A 22645-nucleotide genomic window follows, 5' to 3' on the forward strand; every position below is an offset into this window, starting at 1 on the left:
AAAAAAATCCCGTTACTAAAACTAGCAACGGGAATGATATTAAGAATACATTTTTTGTCTTAATTCTTTGATTTTGTCATCTTCTAAATATTCATCAAATGTCATGTATCTGTCGATGGCGCCATTTGGTGTTAATTCTAAGATTCTGTTTCCTACGGTTTGCGCAAATTCGTGGTCATGCGTAGTAAACAATACTGAACCTTTGAAATTATTTAAGGAATTATTAAAAGCTGTAATCGATTCTAAGTCCAAGTGATTCGTTGGTTCGTCTAGCATTAAAACGTTTGCTCTAATCATCATCATACGCGACAACATACAACGCACTTTTTCTCCTCCTGATAAAACGTTACATTTTTTCAATGCTTCTTCTCCTGAGAAAATCATTTTCCCTAAGAATCCACGAACGTATACTTCATCACGTTCTTCTTCTGTTTTTACCCATTGACGTAACCAATCTACCAAGTTTAAATCTACTCCATCAAAATATTCATGATTATCAACTGGTAAATACGATTGTGTAGTGGTAATTCCCCAATCAAATGTTCCTGCATCAGCTGTCATTTTATTGTTTAAGATTTCGTAAAAAGCAGTTGTTGCTCTCGAATCTTTAGAAAAAACCACAATTTTATCTCCTTTAGCCATGTTTAAATCTACATTTTTAAACAAAGTTTCTCCTTCAATTGAAGCTGCTAAATTTTGCACGTTTAAAATTTGATCTCCCGCTTCTCTTTCTACATCGAAAATGATTGCTGGATATCTTCTACTTGAAGGTTTAATCTCGTCTAAATTTAATTTTTCAATCATTTTTTTACGAGAAGTTGCTTGTTTTGATTTTGCCACATTCGCACTAAAACGACGGATAAATTCTTCTAATTCAGCTTTTTTCTCTTCGGCTTTCTTGTTTTGTTGTGCTTTTTGACGCGCTGCTAATTGCGAAGACTCGTACCAAAACGTATAATTTCCAGAATAATGTGTAATTTTTCCAAAATCAATATCCGAAACGTGTGTACAAACCGCATCTAAAAAGTGACGGTCATGCGAAACCACTAAAACTGTATTTTCATAATTTGCTAGGAAATTCTCTAACCAACCAATGGTTTCAAAATCCAAGTCGTTGGTAGGCTCATCCATAATCAATACATCTGGATTTCCAAATAAAGCTTGTGCTAATAACACACGAACTTTTAGTTTTCCATCCAAATCGCTCATTAAAGTATAGTGATGTTCAGCGCCAATTTCTAAGTTAGACAACATAGTAGCTGCATCGCTTTCTGCATTCCAGCCGTTCATTTCGTCAAACTGCAATTGCAATTCGCCAATTCTGTTGGCATTTTCGTCGGTATAATCGGCATACAAAGCATCCATTTCTGTTTTAATAGCATGCAATACTTTATTTCCCATCAAAACTGTTTCTAAAACAGTGTGTTCGTCAAATAAGTTGTGATTTTGGTTTAAAACCGACATCCGTTTTCCAGGTTCAAGAATAACTCTTCCAGAGGTTGGATCCATTTCACCTGCAATGATTTTCATAAAGGTTGATTTCCCAGCACCATTGGCTCCAATGATTCCGTAGCAGTTACCTTGTGTGAACGTTGTATTTACTTCATCGAATAAAATTCGTTTCCCAAATTGAACCGATAAATTTGAAACTGTTAACATTTTTGTATTTTTTTATAAAACTGTTGCAAAAGTAGTAAAAATAGTAGATTTTTGAATGCTTTATTTATAATTAATATAGGTTTATTTTAACTGAATGTTAACAAGCTGTTTTGATTATAACTAATACATTTGTTTAGAATTTAATAATCTGGTTAATGATTAACAAGTACATAAAATATTTTCTACCCCTTTCTATCGTCCTGTTTACCACTTTAACCTCTTGTAAAAAGGTATTTGAAGAAGACAACTATATTGCTTATTTTGGCGGGGAAATATTAAACCCACAAGATAAGTTTGTGCTTTTCATGAAAGATAATGAAGTAATTGATACGATTTATTTAGACAAAAATAATCGATTCATGCACAAGTTTGATTCTTTAGCTCCAGGATTATATACTTTTAAACACCATCCTGAGTATCAGTATGTTTATTTTGACAAAAACGACAGTTTAATGGTTCGTGTTAATTCATTTGACTTTGATAATTCTATAGTTTTTTGTGGAAGAGGCGATGAAAAGAATAATTTTTTAATGGAATTATATCTTAAAAATGAAGCCGATAAATCACTAATGTTTGATGTTTTTGATAGAGATGTAAAGCGATTTACAAAAAACATAGATTCAAGTTTTGCCATAAGAAAATCATTTTATCTGAAGAAAAAAGCAGAAATTGGTTGGGATGAAAATTTTGATCTAATAGCCAAAGCGAGTTTAGATTTTCATCATATTACCAAAAAAGAAATTTATCCCTACGCACACCAATTTAGAACAGGTGAAAATATTAGAACCAATCTACCTAAAGATTACTACAATCATAGGAATGAAGTTGATTTTAATAATGCTGTTTTAACAAATTATTCACCATACATAAAGTTTGTAAGTGTGATGCTTAATAATGTTGCGCTTCAAAATAATAATGAAGATTTAAATGAAAATTCATTAGAAAATAACATTATAAAGTTAAACATTACTGATACTTTAATCAAAAATGAAAAGGTAAAAAATGTAGTTTTAAATAATGTTGCGATGATGTACTTGTTAGAAGATCAAAACATGTACAACAACCAAAAATTTATTGAACGTTACTTAGAACTTTCAACTGACACTGAACAAGAAAAAGAAATATCTGAAATTTATAATTCGGTACAAAACTTAAAGGTAGGCAACAAATTACCAAAAATTGAATTAATTGACAGCAATAATCAGGTTTTTGATTTGCAAAATGCCATAAAAAAACCAACCGTTTTATTCTTTTGGACTACTCCTGCTGAATCACACATTGCTGCATCGCACAAAAAAGTGATGGATTTAAAAGGGAAATATGCAAACTATGATTTTATTGCAATTAACATTAATGATACAGATTCTAAATGGAAAAATGCACTAAAAACACACAATTTGAATGCAATTAAAGAATTACATGCTGTTGACTTCGAAGCTATTAGAGAAAAATGGGTAATTACTAAAGTACACCGAGTAATCATTTTAAATGCCGATGGAACTATTAAAAATGGTTTTGCAAATTTCTTTGATGTCAACTTTGAACAAAACTTAAAATAAAAATCAATAATAATTGATTCGTTTCACAAAAAAAGCGTTCCGAATGGAACGCTTTTTAACTTTATATAAATTGTAGAAATTATTTATTTCCTTTTTCGTAATCTGCAATAAATTGAGCAATTCCAATATCAGTTAAAGGATGTTTTAATAATCCAGTAATTGATGATAATGGTCCCGTCATAACATCAGCACCAATTTTAGCACAGTTAATCACGTGCATAGTATGACGCACAGATGCCGCTAAAATTTGAGTTTCAAATCCGTAGTTGTCATAAATTTGACGAATCTCATCAATTAAATTTAAACCATCTGTAGAAACATCATCTAATCTTCCTAGGAAAGGCGAACAATACGTTGCTCCCGCTTTTGCTGCTAATAAAGCTTGTCCAGCAGAGAAAATCAACGTTACATTCGTTTTAATTCCTTTATCAGAGAAATATTTACATGCTTTTACACCTTCTTTAGTCATCGGTAATTTCACTACGATTTGTTCGTGTAAGTCAGCTAACTCCTCACCTTCTCTAATCATACCTTCTAAATCCATTGCATTCACTTCTGCACTTACATCACCGTCTACAATGTTACAAATGTCTACATAATGTTTTAGAATATTGTTTTTTCCTGTAATGCCTTCTTTAGCCATTAACGATGGGTTTGTAGTAACGCCATCTAAAATTCCTAATTCTTGTGCTTCTTTAATTTGCTCTAAATTAGCTGTGTCAATAAAAAATTTCATCTTTTTTAAATTTTAAAGTATTGTGTTGTTTTGAAATGCAAAAGTAAGAAATCAAATTCAGAATAAAATAATAAAATAAAAAAACCGCCCCATAAAATGAGGCGGCTAACTAAAAACTAAAAAATAGAACTAAGCCTTTTCGTTTGAAGTTGATTTTACAGCTAAATTGTAAACAACCAACCCAAAACCGATTTTGTTAATCGCATCAGCAATGTTATACGCTACATCTACACTTCCTTTACCTAGGAAACTAGTGTACCATCCATCAGTTCCTAACATGTAACCTAATGGATAAATAGCCCAACCAACTAATACGAACCAACATAAAATTTTGTGAGAAGCTAATACATTTCCACCAGCAGCAGCAGCTAATTTTGATGCTTCACCTAACCAAATCTCATAAACAATCCAGAAATATGCAACACCAGAAATGAATCCCCATAAAGCTGCTTGATCACTAAAAATTGTTTCTCCAAAATAACCTGTAACTAACATAACTATCGATAAGAAAATCATTTTCCACAATAAGCTTTGTTTTGCACCTGCTACTTTTAAAATCAAATAAAACTCTAAACACATTAACGGCACAGTTAATACCCAGTCAACATATCTAAAAAATGTTGGTGATTCTTGAAAAGCATTCCAATAATCACGCATGTAAAAATAATGCACAGCTGCAATAAAAGTAATTAATCCTGATACTAATACTGATGTCCGCCACTTTTTATCAAATTGATTTAATGATAAAAAGAAAAATGCTGAAGCAGCCATCATAGCCATGCTTCCAATAAAAAATGTAAAACCAACGTAATCGTTTGGTAGCATTTTAGCTACACTTGCAGAAATAAACATAAAATTTGACATAATATTTAGTTTTTATTAATTTGTTTAAGTAAATTTACTAAACGTTAAACGAAATAAAAAACATTTTGTTTAATTTTTTATAAAAAATATTAAACAAAAAAAATATGAAAATGTACAAAGTCCAGAAAATAACAGTCATAGCAAGCTTTTTAGGGCTTTGGCTAACTTCTTATTTATCAGATAAGAATCAGTTGGTTTTGGGATTTATCTTGATTTTTACCTTTGGAATTTTACATGGAGCAAACGATTTAGTATTGATTAGTCAACTTGAAAATAGAAAAAAGCAAAGCTTTTTTAAAATATTAATTAGTTACATTGCAATAGTATTAATTTCTGCACTGCTTTTTACAAAAATTCCGATTGTAGCTTTAACCTTATTTATATTAGTTAGTGCTTATCACTTTGGGGAACAACATTGGCAAGACATAGAAAAAAACGGGAATAAAATAATTACCAAAATATTTCAATTTAATTATGGTTTAATCATCTTATTGTTATTGTTCATCTTCAACAAAAAAGAAGTTATAGAAATTGTTTTTAAGATTACAACAGTTTCAATTGCTGAAAAAACAATAAGTATTGCGTTTTTTATAGTATTACTATTGTTTTTAATTAACACCTATATATTGTATAAGAAATCAGAAACTTTTAAAAACATTATAATTGAACAACTTTTTTACTTGGTGTTGCTCTGCTTAATATTTAAAGTTTCTAGTTTAATATGGGGATTTACAATATACTTTATATTTTGGCACAGCATACCTTCTCTAAATGATCAAATCCGCTTTTTATATGGTAAATATTCGTTTACAAATTTTAAGAAATACTTTAAATCTGCTTTTTTGTATTGGATAATTTCTTTAGTGGGAATAAGTATACTCTATTTCATCTCTAAAGACCTGATTATTTTTGATGCTTTGTTCTTTTCATTTTTAGCATCAATTACATTTCCACACGCAATTGTAATTTTAAAGATGTATAAAAAATAATCTACAACTTATAGTGATTCATTAACATTTTTTCATAAACTGTATCAGGCAATATGCGTTTTAAAACAATAGAAAACTTTTGCATAAAGGCTCCGACTTTATAATGTACTTTTGGTTTATCAGTTTGAATGATAGCGAAAATTGCTTCTGCCATTTCGTTTGGATTACTACCGCTGTCAACGTGTGAATCCATTTCTTTTAAGGTATTTCCGTAAGGGACTTCATAAGCCGAACCTTTCACCACTGGTGCATGATAACGTCCTGCTGCAATATTAGTAGCGAAATCACCTGGAGCTACATTGGTAATTTGGATTCCGAACGATTTTACTTCCATTCGTAAGGCTTCGGTAATTAATTCTAAAGCGCCTTTTGAAGCCGAATAAATCCCACGATAAGGCAATCCCATATAACCTGCAATCGAGGTAATATTAATGATTAAACCCGATTTTTGTTCTCGCATTTGGGGTAAAACTGCTTTCATCACTTCAATTGGTCCAAATAAATTCGTTTCAAAATTATTTCGGATTTCTTCGGTTGGGATTTCTTCAATTGGACCTGTAATTCCTACTCCAGCATTATTAATAACAATATCTAGTCGTCCAGATTTATGAATAACTTCAGCCACGCAATTCACAATACTTTGTTTATCGCGAACATCCAAAGCTACTAATGGAAATATTGAATTCGTAATTTTTTCAGGATTTCGGCTTGTGCCATACACTACAAAACCTTTTTGATGTAAATACGCGCCAATTGATTTTCCAATTCCTGATGAACCACCTGTAATTAATACTACTTTACTCATTTTAATGTGAATTATGTTGCGAAAATACGGCTTTATATTATTTCAAGGAAATTCCTAACCCAACTTTATCTGAAAGCAATACTTTTCCTTTTTCGATGGTACTTCCAAAAGCAATGTCGTTAGCAATTAAGTTTGCGCCATCTAAGTCCACATAATCCACTAAAGGAACCAAAACGGCTCCAGCTGAAATTCCTACAGTAGATTCGGTCATGCAACCTATCATGATTTTGAAATCGTTTGCTCGTGCATCTTTGATTAGTTCTAAAGCGGGAGTTAATCCGCCTGTTTTAACCAATTTGATGTTGATGGTTTTATAATGCGATTTTAAATCGGAAAGATGGGTTTGTTCTTGGCAATCTTCATCGGCCATCCAATTCGCAAATTTGAAAGCATTCAAATGACTGTAATTTGAAATTCCGGTTTTCATGGGTTGCTCAATATAAGTAAATTGGGCTGACAACGGATTTTCTTCTAATTGTTGACATTCGGAAATAGAAAAACTTCCGTTAGCATCTAAAGCGATTTCTTTTTCACATTTTAGTAATAAATCCAATGCTTTTTCATCAAAATGATTCCATTTAACTTTGAATTTATTCCAATCTGACTTTTCAATTTTTTGCAATTGTTCTTCAATTGGTGCAACACTTATGGTGATAGAAGATTCTGGTAATTTTTTTACTTCAATCAAATTCAATTCTAAGAAACTCTTGTTTTCTAACTTTCCGAATAAATCCCAATACGCACAATCTAAAGCCGAACGCAAAAAAGAATGCAATTGTAAACTTTCTAAAAAAGCATAAAATTCGATAGGATGATTTATGGATTGTTTTTGGATTTGGGCTTGGATTTGGGCTAATTTCCGAATGAAATCCGCAAGATTAATTCCGTAGTAATCAATCGCAGTGCATTCGCCATAACCTATTTTACCATTTTTGGAAAGCGAAATAATTAAGGCTTCTCTAAATGTATAATTTCCATAACTAATTGAAAACGTTTCTTTTAGTTGTAAGCGAACAATTTGCCAGGTAATTTGCATAGGAATTAGAATTGATGTAAAAATAAAAAATCTCCGCAAAGGGAGATCATAATTATTGGAAAGATTACTTCGTTCCTCGTAAAAACAAAAAAATGGCAAGCGACCTACATCGCACCGCTACGACCACATACCTTTGCTGTGTTCCCACCCTGGAGGAGTCTGCAGGAGCTGGTCGTGTAGGACTTGCCGGTGCAAATATACAACCTTTTTATATTTTTGCAAGTCAATTGTGAGTATAAAAAATCATTGTATATTTACGGTATTAAATATTTCAACCATGTTAAAAGTTAAGCTATTCGCTTTCATTGTATTAGGTGTTATTTCAACTTCATGTAAAGATGATGAAAATGCATTAAAAAATTTATTTTCGTTAGAAAATTCTACCATAAAACCGATTCTTAAGTTAGAAGAAAGCATCGATTTGGTACTCCAAAACAAAGAAAACAAAACAATAGATTCTGTTATTTACTACATTAACGAAGTTAAAATTGGTTCCGTAAAAGGAAATGAAAAACTTCTTTTTGCGTTGAAAAATCAAAAATTAGGGAATCAAACGATTAAAGCATTGGTATATTTTGAAGGACAAAACATTGATTTAGTTTCTGGATTCTCCATTTATGCAAGTACAGAACCAAAGATTTTGAATTATAAAATTGTGAATACTTATCCACACGATATCAATGCCTACACACAAGGGTTTGAGTTCTACAATGGGGTTTTATTAGAAGGAACAGGACAATATCGAGAATCTACTTTAAGAAAAACGGATTATAAAACTGGAAAAGTTATTGAACAAATTAAATTAGAGGACAAGTATTTTGGCGAAGGAATTACCGTTTTGAAAGACAAAATTTACCAATTGACTTGGCAAGAAAAAACAGGTTTTGTATATGATGCGAAAACCTTCAAATTAGAAAAAACTTTTTCGTTTGAAACCGAAGGTTGGGGAATTACCAATGATGGTGAAAAATTATATATGAGTGATGGAACTGAAAAAATCTACATTTTAAATCCAGAGTCATTAAAAGTAGAAGATTTTATCAATGTATATACGAGTGGTTCAAAAATTGATTCGATCAATGAAATGGAATGGATTAATGGGAAAATTTGGGCAAACATTTACCAAAAAGATGTCATAGCAATCATAAACCCAAAAACAGGAACCGTAGAACATGTGATTAATTGTTCTGAATTGAAAAGTAAAGTGACACAACATCCTGAAATTGATGCTTTTAATGGAATTGCATACAACCCAACAACCAAAACCTATTTTGTAACAGGTAAAAATTGGGATAAAACATTTGAATTGACGATTGAGTAGAAAAGTTAATATATCGATTCCTAAGCCTTGCCATGAAAATTGGGAAGCAATGACTCCTGAAGACAAAGGAAGATTTTGCAGCGTTTGTACGAAAACTGTTTTTGATTTTACTAAAGCATCTGACAAGGAAATAATTGAGCAATTAAATAAAGATGCAACTACTTGTGGTAGACTTTATAACAATCAATTAAATCGAAATTTAATTGTTTCAAAACAAAAATCGAGCTATTGGTTAATTGCAACAGCAACAATAATTGGGTTTTTAGGATTAGGAAATGAGGTTGCCTATTCCCAAGTCAAACAAGACACTATTCAAACTGAACAAAAAGAAGATTTAATTTTAGGAAAAGTTCTTATTCCACAAAAACGAATTATAAAAGGTGTTGTTTCAGATGATTTAGGACCTGTTCCAGGAGCAAATGTTGTAGTAAAAAATTCTGGAAAAAGCACCACAACTGATTATGATGGAAACTATAGTATAGAAGCTGAAATTGGTGATGAAATAGTATTTTCTTTTGCTAGTTCAGTTGAAAAAGTAATTATAACTGACAAACAATCTAATTATAATGTTGTTTTAAAAGTTGTTGAAATTGGACAAACGGTAATTATTACAGGAGGAATCAAAAGAAGAACCTTTTTAGGAAGACAATTTCAAAAAATAAGAAATTGGTTTCGATAATCTAATATCATAAAAAAGCCTCATTTCTGAGGCTTTTTTTTATTTTTAAATGGTACTTGAAATAATCTCTTGCCATTTTTTAGCAATTCTAAATTCTTCTCCTATAATGAAATTTAGAGCATCTACATGAAAGAAAACTAAACTAATTTCTTTATGATTGTTCAGTGTTAAATGCAAAGCTAATTTATTGATTTCATGACTATTTTTAGGCACATTTCCGTGTTTATCTAGCTGCACTAAAGAACATTTTTTTACTTCTTTTAAGTCAACAACTTCATTTACTTGAGCATCTTCACCTTTTCTAAAGTAAGCTAACATATTGCCTTTTAATCCAATTCCTGAGTTATTTGACCAAAAATCAGTTTCGGAAAATTTGGTGTTTTTATCATTGGACAATTCGTTTAAGGTGCTTAATAATTGATTTTTTCTTTTTTTAACATTATTATTAATAATATAAATAGGAACTAATATTAGTAATAAAAATACAATTCCAATAATCGTGTTTATGGTATCCATTTTATAAATTTATTTTAAATTGAGTGTATAATAAAACTTCCCAAGTATAGTATTACTTGAGATTAACTAAAAAATAAAATAAATTTTACCAGAAATAATGAAATGGAAAAATGATTCTTGAAGTGGTAAAAAATAGGTTTAAAAGATTTTTCTTGCCGAAAAACACCTCAAAACTATTTTTTTGTAATAATTCAATTTGTACAAAAGAAGTAAAAACGAAAAGTGATTGGACTTGTTTTCTAACTACTTCGTTTACATTGGTTTGATTTTGATTGGATTTTAAAGAAATAGATTCTTTTTGAATTCCTTCAGCATTAAAATGATAGTCATTTTGCTGCAATTGAAAACCAATTTCTTTTGATGAATCATTTGTTTCAACATCAGAAACATCGGCACTATGCATCAATAAATAACCGAATACAAAAACGGTTAATAGAGTAGTAAAATAGTGAAAGATTTTCTTCAATTGAATATTTTTTACAAATGTAATTATAAAAGAGCTACTTAACTAATTTCGCCACAATTTCAGCGACAGGTAAAATTGCTTTTGTGTTCTCAATGCTTGGTCCCGCTACCCAAACCGTTTTATACGTTACTTGTGTTGCAGCTTTTTCAGTAGCTTTCATACCAATGTAAAAGCGAATCATTTTGACCCATTTTTTTAAACTTTTGCTTTTGTTCAATACTGTTTCTAACCAAGTTTGTTTGGTTCCTACTTTTTGAACATAAGGTGTATTGATAACTGTACAAGGTGTTCCAGAAATACGTTCAGTCATTACGATATCTTTCGCACCATAATCCACGCAAGCTTGCTTGTATTCTTGAGAAACACCTGATTCAATTGAAGCAATAAAGGGACTTCCTACAGAAACACCAACGGCTCCATAGCTTAACATTCTATCTAAATCTGCCTTACTTCCTACTCCACCTGCAGAAATTACGGGTAACGACGTATGCTCATTTAAAGATTTAATCAACTCTTCTGGGTTGATATTTCCGCGGTGACCTCCAGCTTGATTGTTAACTGCTACAAGCGCATCAGCACCTAAACTTTCAACTTTTTTTGCAAAGGATAAATCGGTAACATCACAAAAGACTTTGATGCCTACTTTATGGGCTTCATTGATGGTTTCTTCAGGTGAACCTAATGAGGTCAGAATAAAATCAACTTTTTCTTCGCATAAAATTCGCAATTGCTCTTTATATTTTACGTTAGATTTATTTACAATCAAATTGTATCCAAAACTTCCGCCTGGCACTTTAGCCGCTTTTAATTCTCTAATGGAAGCTTGCAATTCGTCTAATGTTCTATAATTTAATGCTGGAATGCAACCTGCAATGCCACTTTTCATTCCTTCAATAACCATTTTTGTATTGGATACCAAAAACATTGGAGCCATTATTATGGGATGTGTAATTTGAAGTAACGAAGTGAGAGATTGCTTTTCCATATCATTTTAATTTAAATTCAAATATAGCAAAAAATAAAATATTATGCGCGCATATAAAAATAATTTTAGTCTTTTCAACCACATGTCAAAAAAATAAACAAAAATTCTTAATAAAAACTTAATACAGTGGGAGAACTAATTAGTTTCAGATAAATTTGAAAAAATATTAATCCATTCCAAAATGATAAAAAAACTAACAATCTTAAGTTGTCTTTTAGTTTTCTCTTTTTCAACAGATTTAGTGGCACAGAAAAAAAAGAAAGATAAAAAAAAACCAAGTACTGAAACACTAGCTTCTGATGCTAAAAAATCAGAAACAAAAAAAGAACCAAAACCATACAAAAAAGTAATTGATTCGACTGCAGTTACTCAAAATGGATTAATTGATGTTCATAAAGTAGGTGAAAAATACTTTTTTGAAATTTCAGATTCCTTAATTGGTAAAGAAATTATGACCATTACTAGATATTCTAAAACCCCTGCAGGTGGAGGTATCTTTGGTGGAGAAGAAATAAATCGTCAAGTTGTTCGATTTGAAAAAGGACAAAACAACACAATTTTACTTCGTTCGATTACTTATGTAATCATGACACCAGACGAAGATAAACCAATAACAAAATCTGTAAAAAATTCAAATGCAGATCCAATTATTGGTATGTATGATATTTTAGCATACAAAAAAGACGCATCAGGTAAAGAAAACATTGCAAGTGTTATTGATATGACTGCGGCTTTTGAATCTGATTTACAAACATTTTCATTAAATTCTATCAATAAGCAATTATTAAGTATACAATCTTTTCAAAAAGATAAATCCTTTATTCAGTTTATAAAAAGTTTTCCAATCAATACTGAAATTAGAACAACAAAAACATTTACTACAGCTTCACCACAAATTTCAAGAACTCCCACTCCTAAAATTGGAGTTGATTTACCTGCTGGATTAGATGCTGGCGTAGTAACAATGGAATTAAACACTTCGTTTATATTACTTCCAGATAATCCAATGCGCAAGCGAACTTTTGATAAAAGAGTTGGATATTTTGCAAACGGTTATGATGTTTTTGAAGAAGATTCTCAAAAAGCAGACAAAGATATTTTTGCCGTAAGATGGCGTTTAGAACCAAAAAATGAGGAAGATGCTGAAAAACAAAAACGAGGCGAACTGATTGAACCAAAAAAACCGATCGTTTACTATTTAGATCCTGCAACACCAGACAAATGGAAACCATTTATTAAACAAGGTATTGACGATTGGCAAGAAGCGTTTGAATTTGCAGGTTGGAAAAATGCAATTCGTGGCGAATATTGGCCAGAAAATGACCCAACTATGAGCTTAGAAGATGCTCGTTTTTCTGTATTAAGATATTTTGCTGCAGAAATTCAAAATGCTTACGGACCAAACGTTCATGATCCAAGAACTGGTGAAATCATGGAAAGTCACATTGGTTGGTATCACAATATCATGAGTTTACTGCGTGATTGGTATTTAATTCAAACCGCTGCTGTTGATCCACAAGCTAGAAATAAAAAATTTGATGATAAATTGATGGGGGAATTAATACGTTTTGTGGCTGCTCATGAAGTAGGTCATACACTTGGTCTTCGTCATAATATGGGTGCTAGTTTTGCAACTCCAGTTGAAATGTTGAGAAATCCTGAATTTCAAAAGAAAAACGGACATACTTCTTCGATTATGGATTATGCGCGTTTCAATTACGTAGCACAGCCTGAAGATGGTGTAACCGATTTATTTCCAAGAATTGGCGATTATGACAAATGGGCTATTAAATGGGGATATTCTTATTTTAAAGATGCTTCAGATGAAGAAGCTGAAAAAGCAATCTTAAACGAAATGACAAAAGAAGCCTATAAAAATCGTCGTTTATGGTTTGGTACCGAAACAAATCCATATGATCCAAGATACCAAACAGAAGATTTAGGAGATAATGCAATGAAAGCGTCAAATTATGGTATTAAAAACTTAAAAAGAATCTTACCTAATTTAATTGAATGGAGCAAAGAAAACGGAGAAGATTATGATGAATTAAACGGACTATATAATTCGTTAACAGGCCAGTATAGAAGATATATGGGACATGTTACTAAAAATGTAGGTGGTATTTATGAAACACCAAAAACATACGACATGGAAGGAGATAAATACGAAGTTGTACCTTCAGCTATTCAAAACGAAGCTGTTGCATTCTTAAACGAACAATTATTTAAAACTCCATTATGGCTATTAGATCAAAACGTATTATCAAAAATAAAACCTGAAAATGGTGTTGAAGCTATAAAATCTATACAAGATGGAACACTTTCAAGTTTACTAGCTGGCGATAGATTAATTCGTTTATTAGAAACTTCATCACAAAATAAGGCAAACTATTCTGTAGATGAGTTAATAAGTGATTTGAGAAGAGGAATTTTCTCAGAAACAAAAACCAATGCTCCAATTGATATTTATAGAAGAAATTTACAAAAAATGTTTGTCTCTAAACTTATTGAAACAATGTCTAGTGAAAAAACAAATGTAACATTCTTTAATGGAAGACGAATTGTTTTAGCGGATACCGATATTCCTTCAATAGCTCGAGGGCAATTAAACGAATTGAAAAATCAATTAAAACTGGCAGCAACGGCTTCAGGTGATCGATTAACTAAATTCCATCTTAACGATTTAGTGGCTAGAATTGAAAATGCAATGAAACCAAAATAAAACAATACAGTAATTAAAAAAGGGATGGCTTAATTGTTATCCCTTTTTTATTACGATTAAGCTATTTTTTCTTTTTAGTTCCAGAAGTTTTTGGACTTCCTTTCATTTCATATTTACTTAAAGTGGTGTTGTAAACATAAGTACTGTTTTGGGTTTTAGTTTTTAAAACAAAGCTTCCATCAACATTTAAGGTAAACTCAAAACCTTCACTACGATTTTTTTCAACTTCATGTGAAGCGGTTTTATTTGCATCTAAAAAAACGGTTTCTTTGATATGCGATGATTTGTGTGTATTTCCTAATAAAAGAGTTTTTGATTGTGTATCCCAAAGTTGATTTTCTGTTACTACTCCATTTTCCTTTTTTAATTTTGTATCTACTTTAATTTCCTCTTTCCAATTTACATGATACAACTTTTTACCTTGTGCTAGGTAACTTTTAATCGTAAAATTGGTTGGTTTAAAATCTGTTTTTTCAATTTTTTTTATTTCTAATGTATCTACTTTTCCTTCATTTTTTACAAATAGAACAACTCTTTTTCCTGCTTTTTCAGTAATAATTTCAGCCGAAATGTTATCAACCGTAGTCAAAACTAGATTCTTTGATGGTGTGGGTTTCGGTTTTGCTTTTCCTTTTTGTGTAAATCCAATTGTTGAAACAAATAGCATTAGAACTAAAAATAGTTTTTTCATAATAGTTGGTTGTTAGAATAAGTCACCAATATACAAAAATTAAAAAACGAATCACTGTTAAATAAAAAAAACCGAATCATTGCTGACTCGGTTTTAAATTTATTTACAATTTGTAAATTATTTCACTTCTTCGAAATCTACATCTTGCGTTTGGTCTCCTGAAGCGCTTGCTTGTGGCTCAGCTTGAGAAGCTCCTTGCTCTTGTGATTTGTACATTTCTTCTGTAGCTGTTTTCCAAGCTGCATTTACGTTGTCTAAACCTTTTTGAATAGCGTCTAAATCTTGCGTTTCATGACCCATTTTCAATTCAGTTAACGCATATTCGATAGCTGTTTTGTGTTCAGCAGTTAATTTATCACCAATTTCTTTCAATTGACTTTCTGTTTGGAAAATCATAGAATCAGCTTCATTTAACTTATCTGCTCTTTCTTTAGCTAATTTATCCGCTTCAGCATTTAATTCAGCATCTTTTTTCATTTTTTCAATTTCTTCTGGAGTTAAACCTGAAGAAGCTTCTATACGAATATCATGCGATTTACCTGTTCCTTTATCTGTAGCCGATACTTTAATTATACCATTCGCATCAATATCAAACGTTACTTCAATTTGAGGAACGCCTCTTGGTGCTGGTGGAATTCCGTCTAAATGGAAACGACCAATTGTTTTGTTATCATTTGCCATTGGTCTTTCTCCTTGAATAACATGGATTTCTACCGATGGTTGGTTATCTGCTGCTGTTGAGAAAACTTGTGATTTTCTTGTTGGGATAGTAGTGTTCGACTCAATTAATTTAGTCATTACACTTCCCATAGTTTCAATACCTAATGAAAGTGGTGTAACGTCTAATAATAATACATCTTTTACTTCACCTGTTAAAACGCCACCTTGAATTGCAGCTCCAATTGCTACTACTTCATCAGGATTTACTCCTTTTGATGGTTTTTTACCGAAGAATTTCTCTACTTGTTCTTGAATAACAGGAATACGAGTTGAACCTCCAACTAAGATTACTTCGTCAATATCAGAAACTGATAAACCAGCATCTTTTAACGCTTTAGCAACTGGTTCCATAGAACGTTTTACTAAAGATTCTGCTAATTGTTCAAATTTAGCTCTAGTTAATGTTTGTACTAAGTGTTTTGGTCCTGAAGCAGTAGCAGTTACGTATGGTAAGTTGATTTCTGTTTGAGCAGAAGCTGATAATTCAATTTTAGCTTTCTCAGCTGCTTCTTTTAAACGTTGTAATGCCATTGGGTCTTTACGTAAATCAACACCTTCAGCAGCATTGAAATCGTTTGCTAACCAATCAATAATTACTTGGTCAAAATCATCTCCACCTAAATGTGTATCTCCATTGGTAGATAAAACTTCAAAAACACCGTCTCCTAATTCTAATACAGAAATATCAAATGTACCTCCACCTAAATCGTAAACTGCAATTTTTTGGTCTTTACCTTGTTTGTCTAATCCATAAGCTAAAGCTGCTGCTGTAGGCTCATTGATAATACGCATTACTTTCAAACCTGCAATTTCACCTGCTTCTTTCGTAGCCTGACGTTGCGCATCATTAAAGTAAGCTGGAACAGTAATAACTGCTTCAGTAACTGAATGACCTAAATAATCTTCAGCTGTTTTTTTCATTTTTTGAAGTGTCATTGCAGACAATTCTTGTGGTGTGTATAAACGACCATCGATATCAACACGTGGTGTATCGTTGTCCCCTTTTACTACCTTGTAAGCTACTGTTGAAGCTTCTTTTGCACTTTCAGTATACTTGTTACCCATAAAACGTTTGATAGAAGCAATCGTTTTTGTTGGGTTAGTTACTGCTTGTCTTTTTGCCGGATCTCCAACTTTAATTTCGCCACCTTCTACAAATGCAATAACAGATGGTGTTGTTCTTTTTCCTTCTGCGTTTGCAATTACAACAGGTTCTCCACCTTCCATTACAGCCACACATGAGTTGGTTGTTCCTAAGTCGATTCCAATAATTTTGCTCATTTTTATACTTGTTAGATTTTAAATTTCAATTTTAAACTCGATGACTCTAATTCAATGATTGTGCCATTACGAAAAATAAGGAAAATTGACAGAAAACAGCTTTTGTCAGGTTTTTAGAACTGACAAAATGTCGTTTTATGGTGTTTTTTTTATTCTATTCTGACTTAAATTTCTAAAATTAGCCATGTTAAAAACCAAGATAGAAATCAAAATCAAGGAATAAGAAACGATTTGCGCAATAGAAACTGATTCTTTAAAATAGAAAATCGCTAAAAAGAAATGAATCAATGGATTAGTATACATTAATATTCCAACAGTTGACGAATTCAATCCTTTTAAAGCATATAAATTCAGGAACAATGGAATAATGGTAAAGACAATTACTATAATAAAAAGTAGAAAATAGAATAAAAATTCTGTTGGAACTGCTCCTCCAAAACTTGGATAAAACGGCAATAATATAACAGAAGCAATCACCATTTGAATGCTTAATATTAAGAATTTGTCAAAGTCACTATTCTTTCTTTGGGAAACCAAATAAAATCCAAAACTTAAAGCAATTACCACGCTATAAATCAAATCTTTGAAATTCCCATATGATAAAATCACACAACTAATTACACATAACCCAACGGCAATCCATTGCCAAACATCGATTCTTTCTTTTAGTAAAACAAAAGCTAAAACGGTGGTCAATATTGGACAAATAATATAAGCAAACGAAGCAGATTGCAAACTCACATGATTCACTGCATAAATAAACAAGAACCAATTTAAGACTAACAAAAATCCACCAACAGCCGTCATAATTACTGCTGATTTTTGCTTTTTCTTTGAAAGTTCTAAAAAGGTTCTCTTTGCTTCAAGTACAACTGATTTTCTAAAAAATAAATTGATAACCAATAAGAAAGCCGTAGCAATGAAAACTCGAAAGAATAAAATATCTAGAGAAGCATAATTAGTAAGTGGTTTTAATGCCAAACTAAAAAAACCCCAAATAACAAAGGCAACTAAAGCGGATAAAAAATACTTATTTATTGGCATTACTTTTTTTTGCAAAAGAACTAAAAAAGATGGAAATCAAATCCCAATTTTATGTTATTAATTCAAAATATTTAAAACAATTGAACTCTTTTATGTGTTGTTTAATTTCAATTTTAAAGACTATATTTGCTATATTAAAGAAATGAATTTATGGAATGTATATCCGTTTTTGATATGTTAAAGATTGGTGTTGGACCGTCGAGTTCGCACACACTTGGACCATGGCGTGCTGCCGAACAATTTTTAAAAGAATTGCGCGAACGCAACCTAATTGATACCGTAATTGGTGTTAAAGTAGATTTATATGGCTCTTTATCATTAACGGGAAAAGGACATGCAACAGATTTAGCCGTAATGCTTGGTTTAAGTGGGGCTGACCCTGAATATATTCCTGTGGAAAGCATTGATGTGATTATTTCAGCCATCAAAAACAAGAAAGAAATTTTCTTAGGGAATGAAATCTTAATTCCGTTTTGTTTTGAAACCGATATTGTTTTCAACAGAAACTTTTTACCTTTTCATGCCAACGGATTAACCTTTACAGCCAAAACCGACACCGAAACTTTTTCGGAAACCTATTATTCTATAGGTGGTGGCTTTGTTGTAAAAGAAAAAGAAGACCATCACAAAGAAGAAATTTTACATACCTTTCCATTTCCTGTTGAAAAAGCTGATGAATTGTTGGCTTTTTGTTTAGCCGAAAATAAAAAAATATCTGAAATCGTATACGAAAACGAGAAAACCATGCGCAACGAAGAAGAAATTCACAACGAATTGCTTCGCATTTGGGATACGATGTTGGAATGCATGTATATTGGTTGCCATTCGGAAGGCATTCTTCCAGGTGGACTTAATGTTCGAAGAAGAGCGTATGACATGCACAAAAACTTAATTGGTGTTTTGCCGTATGAAGACCCTTATTCGTGGTTACAAATCATCAGACAAACTGAAGTTAAATTCCGTCAGATTTTAAAATGGGTAAGCTGTTTTGCCTTGGCAGTAAATGAAGTTAACGCTTCGTTAGGTCGTGTAGTTACTGCTCCAACCAATGGAAGTGCAGGAGTAATTCCAGCCGTTTTAATGTATTATTTGGTAATCGAAAACCATGATGCGGGCGAAAAAGAAATCAAACAATTTTTAATGGTAGCAGGTGAAATTGGTTCCATCTTTAAAAAAGGTGCCACCATTTCAGCAGCTATGGGCGGTTGTCAGGCAGAAATTGGTGTTTCAAGTGCTATGGCGGCGGCAGCTTTATGTGAATTAATGGGCGGAACTCCAGCTCAGGTGGCAATGGCAGCCGAAATTGCAATGGAACATCACTTGGGATTAACTTGCGACCCGATTGGTGGTTTAGTACAAATTCCATGTATTGAAAGAAATACAATGGGTGCAATTAAAGCCATCAACGCAGCCGAATTAGCTTTAGAAACCGATGCTTTAAATGCAAAAGTGCCTTTAGACAAAGTAATTAACACGATGTGGCAAACCGCAAAAGACATGAATTCAAAATACAAAGAAACTTCTGAAGGTGGTTTAGCTGTAGCCGTAAATATGTCGGATTGTTAATGAAAAGCAATCAACTGAATTATTTCATCTTAATTTTATTCGTTATAATTCTTGGAATACTTTCAAGGAAAATATCTGACATTCCTTTATTTATAGGAGATGTTTTGTATGCTGTATTGATTTATTTTGGATTACGCTTCCTTTTCATTCATTTAAAAATACACAAAACATTCCTACTGAGTTTACTTTTTTGTTTTAGTATCGAAATCTTACAATTGGTTCAAATTGATTGGTTAATTGGCCTTCGAAAAACTACTTTAGGTCATTATATTTTAGGTCAAGGTTTCCTTTGGTTAGATTTACTTTGCTATATATTTGGAACTTTAATTGCTTTTGTAATCGATTGGAAGTTCATCAAAACTCAAAACTTAAACTCGTTGTAACAAAAAAGTTATTCGATTTATTGTCAAAGAAAATTGTTTCTTTTGAATCGAAATAACGGGCTTCGGTTCTTAATTTTACTTTAGAATTAGGTAAATAATCAAAGTTTATGGAAGCTCCAGAGGTTTTAAACGCATCTGAAGTAGCAACAATCACATTATCTTCATCTTGATAATATTCAACTCTTAACGCAGTTTGCCATTTGGGATTAATTGAATATTGCGCAATCAAAACGGGACTCATCCAATACAAATGTTTGTCATTTAAAGAAGAACTATCTTGAATACCAAGATCAAATCCTAAAATGGTGCGCCATTTTGAATTCCACTGATTATCCCAATATAAATTACTAAAGTAACGCATGGCTAATTCGGTTTGATAAAATTCTTTTCCAATAAAAGTACTCCAGTTTAAAATGGCTTTTTCAGTAGGTTTGTAAACAATTTGCGTCCCAAAAGCTGGTGCAACGGTTTTGTCAGGTTTGTTGATGCGTTGCCAACCATTAGTTACCAATCCCGAAAAACTCCATTTTTCATTTGGTTTATAATTGTATTTGATTCCTGTCATGAAGTAAGGCGAATTTTCAGCTAAAATAGAACGCGTTAATGTCAAATTAGCAGCCGTTGTTGCCGATTCAAATCCGATGTAACTTGGCATGATTCCAACTTCAATGGATGATTTTTTGTTGTCATTCAAGTACATTCCTACATAAGCTTCGCTTACTAATTTTATATCTTCCGAAGCGTAATTATCATCTACATACGTTCCTCCATGAACCGCAATTGACGCATAAGTATTTCCGTATTGTAATTGTGCACGAATTAATCCATTGTTCACATTAAACTCGTTATGACGGTTGTAATTGTACATAAATGGAAGTTTAGTTTCTGTAGTTGGATTGCTAAAATCATACGCATAATACGTTTCTAAAAAACCTGAAACTTTTATTTTTAAAGAATCTTTTTCCTGAGCGTTTCCCAAAAAGGATAAAAGCACTATACTATACAGCCAAATCTGTTTCATTGTCAATTTTTTTATGTTGTTTTTTAGCTAAAATGGCTAATCCAAAAGTAATAACGCCTACCCTTCCAATAAACATGATGCTAATTAAAATTATTTTTCCCCAAACCGATAAACTTCCGGTAATTCCCATACTTAAACCAACTGTTCCAATGGCTGAAGTAGCTTCAAATAGTAACTTTTCTAACGATTGATTTTCAGTAAAACTTAACAAAAATACACTAAAAAATAAAATTGCTGTGTAAAAAATAAAAGTTGAAACTGCCATTTCTAATCGGTCTGCTGGAATTTTTTTACCTAAATAAGTCACTTTTGCTTGGTTTCTTACTTTGCTCTTTACAATCGCAATTACAGCTGTTAAAGTTGTTATTTTCATACCTCCTCCGGTACTTGAAGGTGCTGCTCCAACATACATTAAGAAAATAATGGTTAGTAAAACTCCTAAAGTCAAATTACTGAGTGGAATAGAATTGTAACCCGCTGTTGATATTGCGTTAACTGTTTGAAAAGCGGCAATTTCTAATCGTTCAAAAACGGGATAATGTTGTATGGTACTCTCTCCAAAAAAAGTAATTGCAGTTGCAATAAACAAAACGCCAAAGAACGATAAAGTAATCATTTTTGTAGTAAACGAAATGGAATTTGATTTTTTTGAAAAATAATACCAAATATCAGTTACAACAATAAACCCTAATCCTCCAGAAATTGTTAAAAAGAGTACAATTCCATTTAAAAAAGTATTGGTTGCATAAGCTTCAAAACTGGTATTGTATAAACTAAATCCAGCGGTACAAAAAGAAGAAACACTATGGAAAACACTAGTCCAAATTGTAAAAAAAGTATCAGAATGAATAGGTCTAAAAGCAAAATAAAACAAAATAGCTCCAATAATTTCGATGGTAAACGTGAATACAATAACTGATTTTAAGAAATCCTGAATTTTGAATTCTTTTGGCATAGTAAACTCGTTATGCAAGATTTTTTTATGCCAATGGGTAATCTGTTTTGTGGTAGAAAGTAAAATATAAGTCGTTAAGGTCATGTAGCCAATTCCACCAATTTGAATCAATGTTAGAATTATGAATTGTCCAAAAAAGGTATAATTATCAAACGTACTCACCGTTGCTAATCCTGTAGTAGAAAGTGCTGATGTGGATGTAAAAAGTGTATCAATGAAATCTGTTGGGATTTTCTGAGAAAAGGGTAAGGATAGAAAAATCCAACCCAAGACCATGTACATGAAAAATCCAAAAAACAAACTCTGTTGTGGATTTAATCGCAAATGAAATTTTAAATATTCGCGTCTTACGGTTTGAAATAAAGTTTTAGGCATTATTCTTTGTTAATTTTAAATTTATAATAGTTTTTAATAAAGTGCGAAGCATGAACTAATCCGAGTTTTTCAGCTATTAAACTCAAATCATTGAGTTGATGTTCTAAGGCGTCATCTCGTTGTGGACATTGATTAATTTTGATAAATTCTCGAAGCCAATAATCTGAATTTGAGTTAGATTGTGGAGGTCGAATTGCGTTATTTAAAGACAAACTATCGCTGTTGCTTGGCACATTAGCTGTGTTGCTGTCTAAATTTTCCATATGTAATGA

Annotated in this window: 21 protein-coding genes and 1 other RNA gene; 7 read left to right on the top strand and 15 right to left on the bottom strand. The window is 31.7% G+C overall.

The features are described from left to right. Window positions 1–39: 39 nt before the first annotated feature. Window positions 40–1659, bottom strand: a complete 1620-nt coding sequence (locus tag OLM52_RS04505; protein WP_264549951.1) for an ABC-F family ATP-binding cassette domain-containing protein — start codon at window positions 1657–1659, stop codon at window positions 40–42. A 155-nt stretch (window positions 1660–1814) separates the two neighbouring features. Here OLM52_RS04505 and OLM52_RS04510 point away from each other — a divergent pair, with 155 nt between their 5' ends. Beyond that, window positions 1815–3218 carry a TlpA family protein disulfide reductase gene (locus OLM52_RS04510; protein WP_264549952.1) on the top strand — a complete coding sequence of 468 codons (1404 nt, stop codon included), beginning with the start codon at window positions 1815–1817 and terminating at the stop codon, window positions 3216–3218. Window positions 3219–3297: 79 nt separating this feature from the next. Here the strand turns inward: OLM52_RS04510 and fsa are convergent, their stop codons facing one another. Further along, complete coding sequence (gene fsa, locus OLM52_RS04515; RefSeq protein WP_026726663.1) at window positions 3298–3954, bottom strand: fructose-6-phosphate aldolase; 657 nt, start codon at window positions 3952–3954, stop codon at window positions 3298–3300. 129 nt (window positions 3955–4083) lie between these two features. Continuing rightward, window positions 4084–4818: a bacteriorhodopsin-like gene (locus OLM52_RS04520; RefSeq protein ID WP_264549953.1), complete on the bottom strand. Its 735-nt coding sequence runs from the start codon at window positions 4816–4818 to the stop codon at window positions 4084–4086. 104 nt (window positions 4819–4922) lie between these two features. Here OLM52_RS04520 and OLM52_RS04525 point away from each other — a divergent pair, with 104 nt between their 5' ends. Beyond that, complete coding sequence (locus OLM52_RS04525) at window positions 4923–5807, top strand: Brp/Blh family beta-carotene 15,15'-dioxygenase (protein WP_264549954.1); 885 nt, start codon at window positions 4923–4925, stop codon at window positions 5805–5807. 1 nt (window position 5808) lies between these two features. On the opposite strand, the gene OLM52_RS04530 is transcribed toward OLM52_RS04525, so the two are convergent. The 3 genes from OLM52_RS04530 to ffs form a co-directional block, all read right to left on the bottom strand. Further along, complete coding sequence (locus OLM52_RS04530) at window positions 5809–6612, bottom strand: SDR family oxidoreductase (RefSeq protein WP_264549955.1); 804 nt, start codon at window positions 6610–6612, stop codon at window positions 5809–5811. A 37-nt stretch (window positions 6613–6649) separates the two neighbouring features. Further along, window positions 6650–7648: an enolase C-terminal domain-like protein gene (locus tag OLM52_RS04535; RefSeq protein WP_264549956.1), complete on the bottom strand. Its 999-nt coding sequence runs from the start codon at window positions 7646–7648 to the stop codon at window positions 6650–6652. A 90-nt stretch (window positions 7649–7738) separates the two neighbouring features. After that, window positions 7739–7837: signal recognition particle sRNA small type (gene ffs / locus OLM52_RS04540), an RNA gene on the bottom strand. Window positions 7838–7925: 88 nt separating this feature from the next. Here ffs and OLM52_RS04545 point away from each other — a divergent pair. Both OLM52_RS04545 and OLM52_RS04550 read left to right on the top strand, forming a co-directional pair. Next, window positions 7926–8969 carry a glutaminyl-peptide cyclotransferase gene (locus tag OLM52_RS04545; protein ID WP_264549957.1) on the top strand — a complete coding sequence of 348 codons (1044 nt, stop codon included), beginning with the start codon at window positions 7926–7928 and terminating at the stop codon, window positions 8967–8969. Continuing rightward, on the top strand, window positions 8962–9648 hold the full coding sequence (locus OLM52_RS04550) for a carboxypeptidase-like regulatory domain-containing protein (RefSeq protein ID WP_264549958.1): 687 nt from the start codon (window positions 8962–8964) through the stop codon (window positions 9646–9648). Before OLM52_RS04545 ends, OLM52_RS04550 begins: the two co-directional genes overlap by 8 nt. Before the next feature lie 45 nt (window positions 9649–9693). Here OLM52_RS04550 and OLM52_RS04555 read toward each other — a convergent pair whose 3' ends face one another. The 3 genes from OLM52_RS04555 to OLM52_RS04565 all read right to left on the bottom strand — a co-directional run bounded on the left by OLM52_RS04555 (window position 9694) and on the right by OLM52_RS04565 (window position 11615). Beyond that, window positions 9694–10164 (bottom strand): hypothetical protein, encoded by a 471-nt coding sequence (locus tag OLM52_RS04555; protein WP_264549959.1) that lies wholly within the window; start codon window positions 10162–10164, stop codon window positions 9694–9696. A gap of 85 nt (window positions 10165–10249) precedes the next feature. Beyond that, the gene (locus OLM52_RS04560; protein WP_264549960.1) at window positions 10250–10630 is read right to left on the bottom strand and encodes a hypothetical protein; all 381 of its coding nucleotides are present in this window, start codon (window positions 10628–10630) and stop codon (window positions 10250–10252) included. Window positions 10631–10664: 34 nt separating this feature from the next. Then, window positions 10665–11615 (bottom strand): NAD(P)H-dependent flavin oxidoreductase, encoded by a 951-nt coding sequence (locus tag OLM52_RS04565; RefSeq protein ID WP_264549961.1) that lies wholly within the window; start codon window positions 11613–11615, stop codon window positions 10665–10667. A 181-nt stretch (window positions 11616–11796) separates the two neighbouring features. Between OLM52_RS04565 and OLM52_RS04570 the strand changes: the two genes are divergently transcribed. Then, window positions 11797–14337 (top strand): zinc-dependent metalloprotease, encoded by a 2541-nt coding sequence (locus tag OLM52_RS04570; protein ID WP_264549962.1) that lies wholly within the window; start codon window positions 11797–11799, stop codon window positions 14335–14337. 61 nt (window positions 14338–14398) lie between these two features. Here OLM52_RS04570 and OLM52_RS04575 read toward each other — a convergent pair whose 3' ends face one another. The 3 genes from OLM52_RS04575 to OLM52_RS04585 form a co-directional block, all read right to left on the bottom strand. Then, window positions 14399–15028 (bottom strand): hypothetical protein, encoded by a 630-nt coding sequence (locus tag OLM52_RS04575; RefSeq protein ID WP_264549963.1) that lies wholly within the window; start codon window positions 15026–15028, stop codon window positions 14399–14401. 117 nt (window positions 15029–15145) lie between these two features. Beyond that, window positions 15146–17029: a molecular chaperone DnaK gene (gene dnaK, locus OLM52_RS04580; RefSeq protein ID WP_264549964.1), complete on the bottom strand. Its 1884-nt coding sequence runs from the start codon at window positions 17027–17029 to the stop codon at window positions 15146–15148. 135 nt (window positions 17030–17164) lie between these two features. Next, on the bottom strand, window positions 17165–18073 hold the full coding sequence (locus OLM52_RS04585; RefSeq protein ID WP_264549965.1) for an EamA family transporter: 909 nt from the start codon (window positions 18071–18073) through the stop codon (window positions 17165–17167). Between the two features lie 150 nt (window positions 18074–18223). Between OLM52_RS04585 and OLM52_RS04590 the strand changes: the two genes are divergently transcribed. Beyond that, entirely contained in the window at window positions 18224–19639 is a 1416-nt protein-coding gene (locus OLM52_RS04590) for an L-serine ammonia-lyase (protein WP_264549966.1), read from the top strand. Then, window positions 19639–20022, top strand: coding sequence for a DUF2809 domain-containing protein (locus tag OLM52_RS04595; protein ID WP_264549967.1), 384 nt, complete (start codon window positions 19639–19641; stop codon window positions 20020–20022). The genes OLM52_RS04590 and OLM52_RS04595 overlap by 1 nt, the downstream gene beginning before the upstream one ends. Here OLM52_RS04595 and OLM52_RS04600 read toward each other — a convergent pair. Genes OLM52_RS04600 through OLM52_RS04610 form a run of 3 tightly spaced genes read right to left on the bottom strand, consistent with a single transcriptional unit; the run spans window position 19994 to window position 22636 of the window. Beyond that, window positions 19994–21043, bottom strand: a complete 1050-nt coding sequence (locus OLM52_RS04600; protein ID WP_264549968.1) for a porin — start codon at window positions 21041–21043, stop codon at window positions 19994–19996. The genes OLM52_RS04595 and OLM52_RS04600 overlap by 29 nt on opposite strands. Beyond that, the gene (locus tag OLM52_RS04605; protein WP_264549969.1) at window positions 21021–22373 is read right to left on the bottom strand and encodes a TrkH family potassium uptake protein; all 1353 of its coding nucleotides are present in this window, start codon (window positions 22371–22373) and stop codon (window positions 21021–21023) included. Before OLM52_RS04605 ends, OLM52_RS04600 begins: the two co-directional genes overlap by 23 nt. Next, entirely contained in the window at window positions 22373–22636 is a 264-nt protein-coding gene (locus tag OLM52_RS04610; protein ID WP_264549970.1) for a hypothetical protein, read from the bottom strand. The genes OLM52_RS04605 and OLM52_RS04610 overlap by 1 nt, the downstream gene beginning before the upstream one ends. Between the last annotated feature and the right edge of the window lie 9 nt (window positions 22637–22645).

Source organism: Flavobacterium sp. N2820 (assembly GCF_025947285.1).
Classification (GTDB): Bacteria; Bacteroidota; Bacteroidia; order Flavobacteriales; family Flavobacteriaceae; genus Flavobacterium.

Excerpts from the sequence above, each read along its gene's own strand:
- OLM52_RS04510 (WP_264549952.1), top strand. The coding sequence starts at position 1,815 with ATGATTAACAAGTACATAAAATATTTTCTACCCCTTTCTATCGTCCTG.
- OLM52_RS04575 (WP_264549963.1), bottom strand. The coding sequence starts at position 15,028 with ATGAAAAAACTATTTTTAGTTCTAATGCTATTTGTTTCAACAATTGGA.
- OLM52_RS04600 (WP_264549968.1), bottom strand. The coding sequence starts at position 21,043 with ATGAAACAGATTTGGCTGTATAGTATAGTGCTTTTATCCTTTTTGGGA.
- OLM52_RS04545 (WP_264549957.1), top strand. The coding sequence starts at position 7,926 with ATGTTAAAAGTTAAGCTATTCGCTTTCATTGTATTAGGTGTTATTTCA.
- OLM52_RS04570 (WP_264549962.1), top strand. The coding sequence starts at position 11,797 with ATGATAAAAAAACTAACAATCTTAAGTTGTCTTTTAGTTTTCTCTTTT.
- OLM52_RS04520 (WP_264549953.1), bottom strand. The coding sequence starts at position 4,818 with ATGTCAAATTTTATGTTTATTTCTGCAAGTGTAGCTAAAATGCTACCA.
- OLM52_RS04610 (WP_264549970.1), bottom strand. The coding sequence starts at position 22,636 with ATGGAAAATTTAGACAGCAACACAGCTAATGTGCCAAGCAACAGCGAT.
- OLM52_RS04530 (WP_264549955.1), bottom strand. The coding sequence starts at position 6,612 with ATGAGTAAAGTAGTATTAATTACAGGTGGTTCATCAGGAATTGGAAAA.
- OLM52_RS04585 (WP_264549965.1), bottom strand. The coding sequence starts at position 18,073 with ATGCCAATAAATAAGTATTTTTTATCCGCTTTAGTTGCCTTTGTTATT.
- fsa (WP_026726663.1), bottom strand. The coding sequence starts at position 3,954 with ATGAAATTTTTTATTGACACAGCTAATTTAGAGCAAATTAAAGAAGCA.
- OLM52_RS04590 (WP_264549966.1), top strand. The coding sequence starts at position 18,224 with ATGGAATGTATATCCGTTTTTGATATGTTAAAGATTGGTGTTGGACCG.
- OLM52_RS04525 (WP_264549954.1), top strand. The coding sequence starts at position 4,923 with ATGAAAATGTACAAAGTCCAGAAAATAACAGTCATAGCAAGCTTTTTA.
- OLM52_RS04605 (WP_264549969.1), bottom strand. The coding sequence starts at position 22,373 with ATGCCTAAAACTTTATTTCAAACCGTAAGACGCGAATATTTAAAATTT.
- OLM52_RS04555 (WP_264549959.1), bottom strand. The coding sequence starts at position 10,164 with ATGGATACCATAAACACGATTATTGGAATTGTATTTTTATTACTAATA.
- OLM52_RS04565 (WP_264549961.1), bottom strand. The coding sequence starts at position 11,615 with ATGGAAAAGCAATCTCTCACTTCGTTACTTCAAATTACACATCCCATA.
- dnaK (WP_264549964.1), bottom strand. The coding sequence starts at position 17,029 with ATGAGCAAAATTATTGGAATCGACTTAGGAACAACCAACTCATGTGTG.
- OLM52_RS04535 (WP_264549956.1), bottom strand. The coding sequence starts at position 7,648 with ATGCAAATTACCTGGCAAATTGTTCGCTTACAACTAAAAGAAACGTTT.
- OLM52_RS04505 (WP_264549951.1), bottom strand. The coding sequence starts at position 1,659 with ATGTTAACAGTTTCAAATTTATCGGTTCAATTTGGGAAACGAATTTTA.
- OLM52_RS04595 (WP_264549967.1), top strand. The coding sequence starts at position 19,639 with ATGAAAAGCAATCAACTGAATTATTTCATCTTAATTTTATTCGTTATA.